Origin of the sequence: Actinophytocola sp., from assembly GCF_035762905.1 — a bacterium.
Taxonomy (GTDB): Bacteria; Actinomycetota; Actinomycetes; order Mycobacteriales; family Pseudonocardiaceae; genus DASYTH01.
Window position 1 is genome coordinate 88,650 of record NZ_DASUCC010000094.1, and the last position, 12,598, is coordinate 101,247.

Genomic DNA, 12,598 nt, shown 5'->3' on the forward strand with positions numbered 1-12,598 from the left:
GTGCCCGAACCGAACGCTGTTCTGCTGTCCCCTCAGGGGATCATCCGTCCAGAACCGAACCGATGCGGCCGCCCGGACCACCCGCCGCAGCGGCGGACAGACCGGCCGCCTCGAGCAGTCGTGCCGCCGCCTGATCGACCGCCAGATAGGACTTCGCGGACTCGGCGAGTCCGTTACCCAGCTCGACGATCCGGTCGGCCGTGGCGTCCAGCGCCTTCGGCCACCGCTGGCCGGCCGCCTCGGCCATCGCCGCCGACCGCGACCCGGGCGCGCCGGCGGCGACCTCGCCGACGGCCTTGCCGAGCTGCCCGGCCAGCGGCCGGACCAGGCCGGCGACCTCGGCCGCCTGCTCGGCCGCGGCCCGCACGGTGGCCACGTCCACCTCATACCCGTTCGGCATCCGGCCGCACCCTCCTGCCCAGCAGCCCGGTCAGCGCCGACCACACCTGCCGGACGTCGGTCGGCTCGACCACCAGCACCGGGTCCGGCCCGTCCTGGTCCTTCGGCGCGACCAGCCACAGCCCGGCGTCCCCGCCGTCGATCACGTGTACCCGGGCGGCGTGCGGTTCGCCGCCGGAATCCCGCCAGGTCGAACTCGCCCGCCACGCGGTCCGGCGGCCGCGCAGGACCGCCGCCAGCCCGGCGTACTCCCCGCCGGGCGGCTCGTCGCCCAGCGCCAGGTACCGCGAGGTCGGGATCCTCGTCGCGGTCCGGGCGGGATCGACCGGCCGGCGGCGCAGGCCGACGATCGTGGCCACGGCAAACGGGATCAGCACCGGCTCCAGCGGGCTCAGCTCGTAGCGTCCGGCCCCGACCGGGGAGCCGAGCACGGCGTCCCGGCGGGTGGCCCAGACGCCGTGCCACAGCGGCGGGCCGGGTCGCACGATCCGCACCGTCATCCGCAGGCCCGGCCTGGCCACCACGTCCAGCAGTTCCCGTGCCCACCGCGGGGACACCGCCACCGCGCCGGGGTCGGCCAACTCCGCCGTGGTCAGCCGGAGCCGGCCCCGGGCCGCGTCCAGCTCAGTCACCGGACATCCACCCGCCCACCGTGCCGAGCGGGTCGTCCACGAAGTCGCCGACACCGTCGGAGATCCGGTCGGGCACGTTGCCGATGTCCTCCCAGCTGTCGTCCCACCACTCGTCGACCCCGGCGGCGATGCCGTCCTCGTGCGCGGCCTGCACGGCGTCCTCGCCGAACAGCTCGGTCGGGCTGGCCTCGAGCGGCGTCTCGCCGAACGCCTCCTCCTCCCAGGGCTCCAGGTCGAACGGGTCCATGGCACCGTCGTCGTCCAGCCAGATCCGCTCCATGATCGACCGGTCGCTGTCGGTCCAGCCGCCCCACACGTCGCCCATCATGCTGTTGTCGAAGTCGGTGCCCTCGAAGGTGAGGAAGTCTCCGACCGCGCCGGTGACGCTGCCCCACAGCCCGCCGCCGCCGTCCTCGCCGGGCACCTTCCCGGCGCCCTGCGGCGGGGGTTTGGCCGCCTGCTGCGGGATCGCGCCCGCCGCGAGCACCCCGGCGCACACCGCGTCGGCCCCGTCGGCCACGCTGAGCGCCTTGGTGAGCAGGTCGGCCGCGGTGCGCGCGGCGGACTGCACGGTCTCCTGGTCGGCCGCGGTCAGCTGGGCCCAGAAGTCGGGGAAGTGGATCGACCCGTCCTCGCCGATCCGCAGCGCCGCGCCGGCGGCCACGCTGTCGGCGTCGGCCACCAGCCGCTTGGCCTCGGTGAGCGCGTCGCCGAACTGCAGCACCGCCTTGCCGGCCTCGGCGACCGGATCCAGGTCGGCGGCCAGCTCCTTGCGCACGTCGGCGATGTGCCCGAGCGCAGCGGTGCCGGCGGCGCCCTGCCAGGCACCGGTCAGCGGGGCGGCCACGCCGGTGTCGAGCCGGTCGCCTGCGTCGGCGATCCCGTCCCGGATCCGGCCGAGGTGCTCGGCCGCGGCCGCAAGGCGTTCCGGCTGTGCGGCCCGGATGTCGGCAAGCTTCATCGCCGTTGATGCTAGGAGCGCGGTGCGTGCGCTTCCGGTGGTTTCCCGGGTATGCGCATAACGCGACCGCGGTCTTGCTGCATGATCGCGGTCATGGATCAGACGCTGCGACTGGGGGAGTACCTGCTCGCGATCGAGGGGCTGGCGATGATCCGGCACTGTCTGACCGAGCCGGCCGCGGTCCGGCCCCGGGTCGAGGAGATCCGGCGGATCCTCGACGAGCTACCCGGCTCGGTGGAGATCCCGCTGACCGAGTACGACGTGCCGGAGGGCTACAGCCGCTGGGCGCGGCGCTACGACGGTCCCAACCCGGCGATCGCCCGCGAGCAGCCGATCGTGCACGCGATGCTGGCGGAACTGCCGGCCGGCCGGGCGCTGGACGCCGCCTGCGGCACCGGCCGGCACGCCGCGAAGCTGGTCGAGCTCGGCCATCAGGTGGTCGGCGTGGACGCCACCCCGGCGATGCTCGCGCTGGCCAGGCAGAAGGTGCCCGGGGTGGACTTCCGGCGCGGCCAACTGGAGCGGCTGCCGGTCCAGGACGCCAGCGTCGATCTGATCACCTGCGCGCTGGCGCTGACCCACGTGCCGGACCTGGGGCCGGTGCTGCGCGAGTTCGCCCGGGTGCTGCGGCCCGGTGGCACCGTGGTGATCTCCGACGTGCACCCGATGGCCACCATGACCGGAGCGATCGCCGCCTTCCCCGGCCCGGATCTGGCCGGCGGCGTGCCGTACGTGCGCAGCCTGGTGCACCAGGTCGGTGCCTACCTGACCGCGATCCGCGCCGTCGGCCTGTCGGTGCGGGACTGCCTCGAGCCGCCGGTGGACGAGAGCGTGCTGGCCGCGACCCCCGGTTACGGCGTCTTCCCGGAGGCCTCCCGGCAGGCCTTCCTCGGCATGCCCTACCTGCTGATCTGGCGGCTCGGTGGCTGAGGCGGCGACCGGCAGAATCGACGGCGTGCGGATTGCGATGCTCGGCCCGCTCGAGGTCTCCGACGATGCCGGCGGCCCGGTCGAGGTGGCCGGCGCGCGGCTGCGCACGCTGCTGATCGTGCTCGCGCTCGACCCCGGTCGGGTGGTGCCCACCGGGCGGCTGGTGGACGGGATCTGGGGCGCGGCGCCACCGGTGGGCGCGGCCAACGCGTTGCAGGCGCTGGTGTACCGGCTGCGCCGGGCGGTGCCGCAGGCGGTGATCGAGTCGCACCCGGCCGGCTACCGGCTGGTGATCGACCCGGACGCGGTGGACGTCGTCCGGTTCGAGCGGCTGGTCGCGGCCGGCCGGGCCGCGCCGGATCCCGAAGCGGCGGTCCGGATCCTGCGCGAGGCGCTGGCGGCGTGGCGCGGTCCGGCGCTGCTGGACGTGGCCGAGGTGGACTTCTTCCAGGCGCCGGCCGCCCGGCTCGCCGAGCTGTGGCTGGCCGCGGTGGAGGACCGGGTGGCCGCCGAGCTGCGGTTGGGCCGCGGCGCCGGTCTGGTCACCGAGCTGACCGCGCTGGTGGCCGAGCACCCGCTGCGCGAGCGGCTGGTCGGCGCGCTGATGCGGGCACTGACCGCGGCCGGGCGGCCGGCCGAGGCGCTGACCGTCTACGAGCGGGCCAGGGCGGCGCTGGCCGAGCAACTGGGCGCCGATCCCGGCCCGGAGCTGTCCGCCCTGCACACCGCGGTGCTGCGCGGCGAGCACGGTCCCACCCGGGTGTCCGATGTGGACGAACCGGCGCGGACCAACCTGCGCGCCGGGCTGACCAGCTTCGTCGGCCGGGACGAGGACCTGGCCGGGGTGGCCAAGCTGGTCGGCGAGTACCGGCTCACCACGCTGACCGGGCCGGGCGGCTCGGGCAAGACCCGGCTGGCCACCGAGGCCGCCCGCACCCTGCTGGCCACCGCGCCGGACGGGGTCTGGCTGGTCGAGCTGGCGCCGTTGACCGACGCCGCCGACCTGCCGCAGGCCGTGCTGTCCGCGCTGGGCCTGCGCGACCAGGCATCCCTCGGCCTGCTGGCGACCGGCGAGCCGGCGGACCGGCTGACCGCCGCGCTGCGCGGCCGGGACACCGTGCTGGTGCTGGACAACTGCGAGCACCTGATCGGTGGGGTCGCGGCACTGACCGACCGGCTGCTCGGCGCCTGTCCACGACTGCGCATCCTGGCCACCAGCCGGGAGCCGCTCGGCATCACCGGCGAGGCGCTGTGGCCGGTTCGGCCGCTCGCCCTGCCCGCCCCGGACGCCGGGGTGGACACCGCCGGTTCCGCCGCCGCGGTCCGGCTGCTCACCGACCGGGCGGCCGCGGTCCGGCCGGACTTCGCGCTGACCGAGCAGACCGTGGCCGACGTGGTGCGGATCTGCCGGGCGCTGGACGGGGTGCCGCTGGCCGTCGAGCTGGCCGCGGCCCGGCTGCGCACGATGACCCCCGGCCAGCTGGCCGCCCGGCTGGACGACCGGTTCCGGCTGCTCACGCTCGGCCCGCGGACCGCGCTGCCCCGGCACCGGACGCTGCGCGCGGTGGTCGACTGGAGTTGGGACCTGCTCGCCGAGGACGAGCGCGCCGTGCTGCGCCGGCTCGCGGTGTTCTCCGGCGGGGCGACCGTGGCCGCCGCCGAGCGGGTCTGCGCCGGCGGGCCGGTGCGCGCCGAGGACGTGCTCGACCTGCTCACCGCGCTGACCGAGAAGTCGCTGCTGGTGGTGACCGGGGACGACACCCCGAGGTACCGGATGCTGGAGACGATCAAGGCGTACGGCGTCGAGCGGCTGGACGAGGCCGGCGAGCGGGACCGGGTCCGCCGGGCGCACGCCGACTACTTCGCCGAACTGGCCGAGACCGCCGACCCGCACCTGCGCCGGGCCGAGCAGCTGGTCTGGCTGGACCGGCTGGTCGCCGAGCACGACAACATCACCGCCGCGCTGCGGGCCGCGCTCGCCGCGGGCGACGCCCCGACCGCCGTGCGGCTGGCGGCGGCCGCCGGCTGGTACTGGTGGCTGGCCGGGCACAAGGCCGAGGGAGCCGAACTGGTCCGGGCGGCACTGGCCGTGCCCGGCAAGGTGAACTCCGAGACGCTGGCCCTGGCCAGCGCGCTGATGGTGCTGTTCATCACCACCGGGCTCGGCGACGAGCGCGCGGCCGAGGGCCTGATCGACCAGATCGATCGGCTGACCGGACCGAACGCCCGGCACCCGCTGCTGCGGTTCGTCAGGCCGATGCGGGATCTGGTGACGGCCGTCCGGTCGGGGTCGACGGACCTGGTGCACATGATGGATTCGCTGATCGCCGACGAGGATCCGTGGGTGGCCGCCCAGGCCCTGGTCAACCGGGCCCGCATGCTGGTCAACCTGGGCCGCCCGGCCGAGGCGCGGACCGATGCCGAGGCGGCGCTGGTGGCGTTTCGCGCCGTCGGCGAGCGGTGGGGCATCTCGTTCGCGCTGACCGTGCTTGCCGACCTGGCCGCCCAGGCCGGCGACCTGGCGACCGCGCTCGGTCATTACGACGAGGCCATCGTGGTGCTCAACGAGATCGGGCTCAGCGAGGACGTGATGCTCATGCTGGCCCGGCAGGCGCAGCTGCGCTGGCTGCTCGGCGACCCGGCGGGCGGCGCGGCGGCGCTGGCCGAGGCGGGCCGGGTGGCGGCGCTGGTCGGCTGGCCGGACGCGCACGCGGTGCTGGCGCTGGCCAAGGCCGAAGCGGCCCGCCACACCGGCGACCTGCACACCGCCCGGGCCGAGCTGGGCCGGGCCGGGGAGGCGCTGCAGCGAATCCAGGCCCATCCGGTGTTTCTCGCCTACCTCCGCGACTCGCTCGGGTACCTCGCGGCGCTGGAGGGCGACCTGGCCGCGGCCCGCGGGTACCGGGCCGAGGCGTTCGACCTGGCGAAGGACTCGGCGCACGCCCCGACCTTGGCGCTGATCCTGGTCGGCGTGGCCGATCAGGCCCTGCGCCAGGGCGAGCCGGCCACGGCCGCCCGGCTGCTGGCGGCCAGCGAGGCGATCCGCGGCGGGCCGGACCGGTCCATGCCGGATGCCCTCCGGCTGGACGCCGCCGTCCGGGCCGCGCTCGGCGAGTCCGAGCTCGCCGCGGCGGTCCGGGACGGCCGGGCGGCCACCCCGGCCACCGCACCGGCGCTGGCCGAGCCGGTGCTCAGCGCTGGCGACGGTTGAACAGCCGCTTCGACCACAGGTAGCCGACCACGGTGAACAGCACGCACCAGCCCAGCGCCAGGATCCCGCTGGTGCCGATCTGGGTGCCCATCAGCAGCCCCCGGATGGTCTCGGTGACCGGGGTGAACGGCTGGTTCTCGGCGAACGCGGCCACCGGCGCGGACATCGACGCGGTCGGCACGAAGGTGCTGCCGATCAACGGAAGCAGGGTCAGCGGCAGCACGATGTTGCTTGCCGTCTCGGGGTTCTTGGCCAGCATGCCGAGCGCGGTGGACAGCCAGGTCAGCGCGAAGCCGAGCACCGCGAGCAGGCCGATCACCGCCAGCCACTCGACCGGGGTCGCGGTGGGCCGGAACCCGACCAGCAGCGCGACCCCGATGACGATCACCACGCTGAGCATGGTCTGGATCACGTAGCCGGCCACGTGCCCGGCGAGCACCGCCGGCCGGAAGATCGCCATCGTCCGGAACCGGGCGATGATCCCCCCGGTCAGGTCGACGCTGATGGCCACCGCCGCGGCCACGGTCGCGCTGGTCACGGTCATCAGGATGATGCCGGGCGCCAGGTAGTCGATGTAGCTCCCGCCGGGGATCCCGGCGCCCAGCGTGCCGCCGAGCACGTAGACGAACACCAGCAGGAAGATCACCGGCACCGCGACGCCGCTCAGGCTCAGCGCGGGATAACGCATCGCGTGCCGCAGGTTGCGGCGCAGCATCGTGGCCGAGTCGGTCAGGGCATGGGAAATCGTGGTCATCGGACCTGCTCCTGTTCGGTCATGGCGAGGAAGACGTCGTCCAGGTCGGGGGTGTGCACGGACAGCTCGTCCACCTCGATGCCGGCCCGGTCCAGCCGCTCGAGCAGCGCGCGCAGCGCGGCCACGCCGCCGTCGCCGGGCACCCGCAGGGTGAGCGCGTCCGGGTCGGCCTCGGTGCCGGCGCCGAGGGTGCGTGCGGCCCGGTCGAGCCGGGTGCCGTCGGTGAACCGCAGGCGGATGTGGCCGCCCGGGATGAGTCGCTTGAGCTCGTCCGCGGTGCCCTCGGCGACCAGCCGGCCGTGGTCGAGCACGGCGATCCGGTCGGCCAGCTCGTCGGCCTCGTCCAGGTACTGGGTGGTGAGGAAGATCGTCACGCCGCCGGCCACCAACTCGCGGATGATCTGCCACACGCCGCGCCGGCTGCGTGGGTCCAGTCCGGAAGTCGGCTCGTCCAGGAAGATGATCCGCGGGTCGCCGATCAGGGTCATGGCCAGGTCGAGCCGGCGCTGCATCCCGCCGGAGTAGGTCATGGCCAGCTTGTCGGCGGCCTCGGTGAGATCGATCCGGGTGAGCAGCTCGTCGGCCCGCCGCCGGCCCTCGGTCTTCCCGAGGTGGTACAGATCGGCCATCAGGATCAGGTTCTCCCGGCCGGTGAGCCAGTAGTCCACCGCGGAGAACTGCCCGGTGACCCCGATCGCGGCCCGTACCGCGTCGGGATCTCGGGCCGGGTCGTGGCCGCCGACCCGCAGGTCGCCACCGTCGGCGCCGATCAGCGTGGACAGGATCTGCACCGTGGTGGTCTTGCCGGCCCCGTTCGGGCCCAACAAGGCGAAGACCGTGCCGGCCGGCACGGTCAGGTCGATGCCATCCAGCACGACCTTGTCGCCGTAGGACTTGCGCAGCCCGGTGGTGCTGATGGCCGGTGGGGACGGGGGGATGGTCGTCATCTGTGGCTCCCGTGGGATCGGATGCCACGACCATCGCCGGAGGTGCTGATACTCCGTGCAGCGCGCGCTGACAGCGCGCTGACAGCCGGGGTGGCCGGCTGTCAGGTCACGATGGTCACGCCGAACCGGGCGGTGACCCGGCTGTACTTCTCGGCGTAGGAGACGCCGCCGCCGCCGGCGATGTGGTGCCCGCGGATGTGCTTGTCCGGCGCGCTCACGCTGTTGGCGTAGAACGGAGCGCCGGAGTCGCCGCCCTGCGGCAGGGTGCCGCCGGTGTAGGCGATGACCGGTTGCTTGCACCCGCTGGAGGTGCAGACCAGGGCGTTGACGTCGGTCACGGTGTGGCCGCAGTGCTCACCGGTGGTCCGGCCGCTGTGGCAGTAGTTGTTGAAGCCGACGATCGGGTCGGCGGCCGAGGCGACGTGCGCGCCCGAGGAGCTGTTCACGCCGCCGATGTAGATGAACGGCGAGTAGGACTGCCCGCCGAGCAGCACCATGTCCTGGGTCGGCAGGCCGTTGCCGCTGGCCACCCCGTAGGTGCGCCCGCCGATCTCGGTGAACGCGGTCTGGCCGTTGCTGAAGCAGTGGCCGGCGGTGACCATGTACCGGGTGCCGGCGGAGTTGCGCACGGTGTAGCCGGCCGAACAGTGCGGGCTGCCCGGCACCGTGGTGATGCCGGCGCCGCCCCAGAACGAGGGCACGTCGTCCCGGCGGCTGAACTGCTCGGTCACGCCCTCCTTGCGCACCTCCACCGGAGCGGCCGCGGTCGCCGTGCCGGTCAGCGCGGCCAGCACCTCGGCCGGGGCGTCGGACTGCACGACGACCTTGCCGCTGGCCGGGTCGGTGAAGGCGCCGAAGGTGTACTTCGTCCCGTGTGTCCGGACGAACTCGACGATTCTGGCCTGCACGTCCGTCGACGCCCGGGCCACGTTGTCGGCTACCGCCACCGCCGCCGCCCGGCTGGCACGCGCGTCCGCAGCCGTCGCGTCCTGCCCGGCCAGCCGGACCGCACCGTCCGGCTTGTCACCCTTGTCCGCCTGCGCCGGCGCCGCGCCCAGCGCGACCGCCACCGCCGCCACACCGATCGACGTCAGAACCGTTCTCTTCAGACGCATCGCGTCGTTTCCTCTCATCTACCAGCAAGGTCACGGATTTGACCTCGGCAGAAAAGAGCGCGCCCTGAACAGGGCCGATACCGCCGGGCGTCGCTTCGTACACTTTCGGGGCGGAAGCTAGGGTCTGGCGACATGCGAGGTCGATTAGCCGCGATGGGGGCGCTGGTCCTGCTGCTCGCCGGGTGCGGCAGCGCGCGGCTGCACGCCGGGACGGTGCCGCCGAGCCCGGCCCCGCTGGTCTCCTCGGCACCGCCGCCCCCGTCCAGCGGCCCGGCTCCGACCAGCGCGCCGGCCGCCACTCCGGCACCGGTCGCGCCGGCGGGTAATCCCCAGGGCCGGGCGGTGGTGCCGGAGGAGGCGCGCGCCGAGGACACCAGCCGGCCGGACCGGACGGTGGGGGATGGGACGGCGCCGAGTTGCACGTCGCAGGCGGTGGTCGCGGCGGTGGCGGCCGGTGGGGTGATCACGTTCGCCTGTGGGCCGGATCCGGTGACGATCACGATGACGGCGACCGCGAAGATCCGGAACGCGGCCGGGCCGCGGATCGTGCTGGACGGCGGCGGGAAGGTCACGCTCAGCGGCGGCGGCAAGCGACGGATTCTGTACCTGAACACCTGCGACAAGGCCCAGGGGCACACCACGTCGCACTGCCAGGACCAGGATCATCCGCGGCTGACGCTGCAGAACCTGACCTTCGCCGACGGCAACTCCACCGGCGAGGAGACCGAGGGCGGTGGCGGTGGCGCGGTGTTCGTGCGCGGTGGCCGGGTGAAGGTGGTCAACTCCCGGTTCGTCGGCAACCGCTGCGACCCGACCGGCCCCGACCTCGGCGGCGCCGGGCTGCGGGTGCTCAGCCAGTCGAAGGGCCTGCCGGTCTACGTCGTCGGCAGCACCTTCGACGGCGGCGTGTGCGCCAACGGCGGCGCGCTGAGCAGCATCGGCGTGTCCTGGGTGGTGCTGAACAGCGTGCTGGCCAACAACTCCGCGATCGGCCGCGGCGCCAACCCGGCCCGGCCGGGCACCCCCGGCGGCGGCAGTGGCGGCGCGATCTACACCGACGGCAACACGTTCACCGTGCGCCTGGCCGGCACCATCGTGGAGAACAACAAGGCCAACGAGGGCGGCGGCGCCATCTTCTTCGTCAGCAACGACCGCACCGGCACCATGTCCATCGAGGCCTCGACCCTGCGCCGCAATCCCAGCGCCGGCTTCGAAACCAAGGGCCTGCGCGGCATCTTCTTCCTCGGCGCCGCCAACCCCACGGTCACCGGGTCGACCATCCAGTAACGCCGCCTCACTCCGCGATCCGCCGCCGCACCGCCTTCTCGAACCGGACGATCCGGCGGGGCAGCCGGTCCCGGCGAAACGAGTACCAGGCCAGATCCGTCAGCGCGACGGTCTCGTCATCGTCGAGGTGCAGGACCGGGAACCGAGTCGTGAGACCGGAAAGATGGTGCGTTTCCGCGCCGAACTGGACCGACCGGATCCGGCCAACCGGAATACGCCGCCGGCCGAATCCGGATCGGACGGTGACGCAGTCCCGGCGCACGACAACCGGCTGGAGCAGGTACGCCACGAGCCACCCGCCGCCGGCGATGCAGATCAGGCCGGTGAACACGGTGAAGGCGATCGTGACCGCATCGCCGTCCAGGGTGGTGAACATGCCGACCCCGATCAGGGCCAGGAAGGCTCCACACGGAACGGTGAGCCACCGCCATGGGCTCCGGAACCGCTGCGCACCGCCCTCTGTCATCGCGGCCATGACCGGGCCAGCATGGCACAGTTCGATGGTGCCGGCCGGCACCCGAATCGGGGGGCGGGGTCAGGAGATGTTGCGCACCGGCAGCGAGCGGATCGAGGCCTCCTGTTGTTGCTGTTGGTGCCACTGCGGGTGGGTGTACTCGCGGATGCCTTCGACCAGGCGGGCCACGTCCTGTTCGGGGCGGACCACGAGGCGCAGGAACTGGTTGCTCATGCCGAGCTTGTTGCCGCATTCGCGGATGAAGACGCGGTGCCGGGAGATGAGGTGGTCGCGCAGCTCCGTGCCGTTGAGGCCGGGCGCGAGCTTGACCAGGAGGAAGTTGGCCTGTGAGGCGTAGACGGTGAGTTCGGGGAGCAGGGCCAGCTCCATGCCCATGGTGTAGCGGTCGCGGGCCAGCAGGCGCAGGCTTTCCCGGTAGGCCTCGCCGTGTTCGGCGAGCATGAACACGACGGTCTCGGCCAGCGAGTTGAGGTTCCACTTGGGCAGGGTGCGGCGCATCTTGCCGGCCAGGCCGGGGTTGGCGACCAGGTAGCCGAACCGGATGCCGTGCAGGCCGAAGTTCTTGCCCAGGCTCTTCAGGACGACCACGTTGGGGCGGATGGCGGCCTCGGCGCCGACCGACGGGTTGCGTTCCACCTCGACGAAGTCGATGAAGGACTCGTCGATGACGACCAGGTCCAGGTGGGACAGTTCGTCCATGAACCGCAGGATCTCCCGGCGCGGCAGGTAGCCGCCGTCGGGGTTGTTGGGGTTGCACAGCACGGCGACGCGCGAGCCGCGGGCGTGGATGAACCGCAGGTAGGCGTCGATGTCAAGGGCGAAGCCGTTCTCCTCCTGCAGCGGGAACATGTCCACCCGCTTGCCGGTCTCCATCGGCTGGTCGGTCCACCGGCCGAAGGTGGGGATCGGGATGGCGATGCTCTCCCGCACCCACAGGTGATCCATCCAGGTGATCAGCTCGGTCGAGCCGTTGGACATGGCGATCGTGGCCGGGTTGATGCCGAGCACCCGGGCCAGCTGGCCGGCGATGGTGTCGGCGTCGCTCGGGTAGAACTTGAGTACCGCCTCCAGGTTGCGGGCCAGCATGTCGAACATGTCCGGGGTCGGGAAGTACGGGTTGCACGGGATGCAGAAGTCGACAAGCTGCCCGCCGTGGTCACCCATGCGCCGGGACAGCTCGAAGAAGGACGGGCTGTGCGCGGTCTGCTGGAACAGCCCGTCCACCCGGTGCCGCACGCGATCACTCCCTCCAGGCCGCACGGATCTTCCGTGTCATTAGCGGATACGTACGAACGGAGGAGTGGGTTCACGAAAAGGTTTCAGCGAAGTCTCGGCCAGGTCACGGCAGCAGCCCGCGGACGAAGGCCGCCTGGCCCGCATGCTGGAGATCATCGGAGATCACGCTGATCAGCCGGACCGCCATGGTGACCGGCGGATCCCAGGCCCGGTCCACGATCCGGGGCAGGTCGTCGTCGGTGATCGTGCTGAGGAACCGCAGCGACGTCTCGTGCACCGCGTCGTGGTACCCGGTGAGCAGTTCGGCGGAATCGACCCGGACCAGGCCGACCTGCTCGGGGCCGTGCCCGTACCCGGTGTCCGCCTCGTCCAGCGGCAGCGCGAACCGGCCGGCCCACGCCGGCCACACCTGTTCGGCGCCGGCCAGATCGGCCATGTGGTCGTCCTGGACCCGGGTGAGGTGCCAGACCAGCCAGGCGATGGAGTTCGACCGGCCGTCGATCCGGTAGGCGAGTTGTTCCGGGGTGAGGCCGTCCACCGCGTGGTGCACCTCTTCCCGGATCCGCTCGAACGCGTCGGTCAGCAGCTGCGCACTCGTCATGATCGCAACGTTAGCGTCCTTGGCTGTGCGTGATCGTCGCGCTACGATGC

At 73.0% G+C, this 12,598-nt stretch carries 12 protein-coding genes; 3 read left to right on the forward strand and 9 right to left on the reverse strand.

Features of this window, described 5'->3' with window-relative positions; genetic code table 11:
* Positions 1–40 precede the first annotated feature (40 nt).
* Genes VFV67_RS18620 through VFV67_RS18630 form a run of 3 tightly spaced genes read right to left on the reverse strand, consistent with a single transcriptional unit; the run spans position 41 to position 1,992 of the window.
* A complete protein-coding gene (locus VFV67_RS18620; RefSeq protein ID WP_326471625.1) occupies positions 41–400 on the reverse strand; it encodes a hypothetical protein in 360 nt (119 codons plus the stop codon).
* Complete coding sequence (locus VFV67_RS18625) at positions 384–1,031, reverse strand: hypothetical protein (protein ID WP_326471626.1); 648 nt, start codon at positions 1,029–1,031, stop codon at positions 384–386. Before VFV67_RS18625 ends, VFV67_RS18620 begins: the two co-directional genes overlap by 17 nt.
* Entirely contained in the window at positions 1,024–1,992 is a 969-nt protein-coding gene (locus VFV67_RS18630; RefSeq protein ID WP_326471627.1) for a WXG100 family type VII secretion target, read from the reverse strand. Before VFV67_RS18630 ends, VFV67_RS18625 begins: the two co-directional genes overlap by 8 nt.
* 93 nt (positions 1,993–2,085) lie before the next feature.
* Here VFV67_RS18630 and VFV67_RS18635 point away from each other — a divergent pair, with 93 nt between their 5' ends.
* Together VFV67_RS18635 and VFV67_RS18640 are read left to right on the forward strand one after the other, a co-directional pair.
* Positions 2,086–2,922, forward strand: a complete 837-nt coding sequence (locus VFV67_RS18635) for a class I SAM-dependent methyltransferase (protein WP_326471629.1) — start codon at positions 2,086–2,088, stop codon at positions 2,920–2,922.
* Between the two features lie 25 nt (positions 2,923–2,947).
* Entirely contained in the window at positions 2,948–6,133 is a 3,186-nt protein-coding gene (locus tag VFV67_RS18640; protein WP_326471631.1) for a BTAD domain-containing putative transcriptional regulator, read from the forward strand.
* On the opposite strand, the gene VFV67_RS18645 is transcribed toward VFV67_RS18640, so the two are convergent.
* The 3 genes from VFV67_RS18645 to VFV67_RS18655 all read right to left on the reverse strand — a co-directional run bounded on the left by VFV67_RS18645 (position 6,114) and on the right by VFV67_RS18655 (position 8,949).
* Positions 6,114–6,887 (reverse strand): ABC transporter permease, encoded by a 774-nt coding sequence (locus VFV67_RS18645; RefSeq protein WP_326471632.1) that lies wholly within the window; start codon positions 6,885–6,887, stop codon positions 6,114–6,116. The two genes, VFV67_RS18640 and VFV67_RS18645, sit on opposite strands and share 20 nt — an antisense overlap.
* On the reverse strand, positions 6,884–7,834 hold the full coding sequence (locus tag VFV67_RS18650) for an ATP-binding cassette domain-containing protein (RefSeq protein ID WP_326471634.1): 951 nt from the start codon (positions 7,832–7,834) through the stop codon (positions 6,884–6,886). The genes VFV67_RS18645 and VFV67_RS18650 overlap by 4 nt, the downstream gene beginning before the upstream one ends.
* Before the next feature lie 101 nt (positions 7,835–7,935).
* On the reverse strand, positions 7,936–8,949 hold the full coding sequence (locus VFV67_RS18655; RefSeq protein ID WP_326471636.1) for a hypothetical protein: 1,014 nt from the start codon (positions 8,947–8,949) through the stop codon (positions 7,936–7,938).
* Positions 8,950–9,081: 132 nt separating this feature from the next.
* Between VFV67_RS18655 and VFV67_RS18660 the strand changes: the two genes are divergently transcribed.
* Positions 9,082–10,236, forward strand: coding sequence for a hypothetical protein (locus VFV67_RS18660; protein WP_326471637.1), 1,155 nt, complete (start codon positions 9,082–9,084; stop codon positions 10,234–10,236).
* 7 nt (positions 10,237–10,243) lie between these two features.
* On the opposite strand, the gene VFV67_RS18665 is transcribed toward VFV67_RS18660, so the two are convergent.
* The 3 genes from VFV67_RS18665 to VFV67_RS18675 all read right to left on the reverse strand — a co-directional run bounded on the left by VFV67_RS18665 (position 10,244) and on the right by VFV67_RS18675 (position 12,548).
* On the reverse strand, positions 10,244–10,711 hold the full coding sequence (locus VFV67_RS18665; RefSeq protein ID WP_326471639.1) for a PH domain-containing protein: 468 nt from the start codon (positions 10,709–10,711) through the stop codon (positions 10,244–10,246).
* Positions 10,712–10,771: 60 nt separating this feature from the next.
* Positions 10,772–11,947 (reverse strand): histidinol-phosphate transaminase, encoded by a 1,176-nt coding sequence (locus VFV67_RS18670; protein ID WP_326471641.1) that lies wholly within the window; start codon positions 11,945–11,947, stop codon positions 10,772–10,774.
* Between the two features lie 103 nt (positions 11,948–12,050).
* Entirely contained in the window at positions 12,051–12,548 is a 498-nt protein-coding gene (locus tag VFV67_RS18675; RefSeq protein WP_326471643.1) for a mycothiol transferase, read from the reverse strand.
* Positions 12,549–12,598 lie beyond the last annotated feature (50 nt).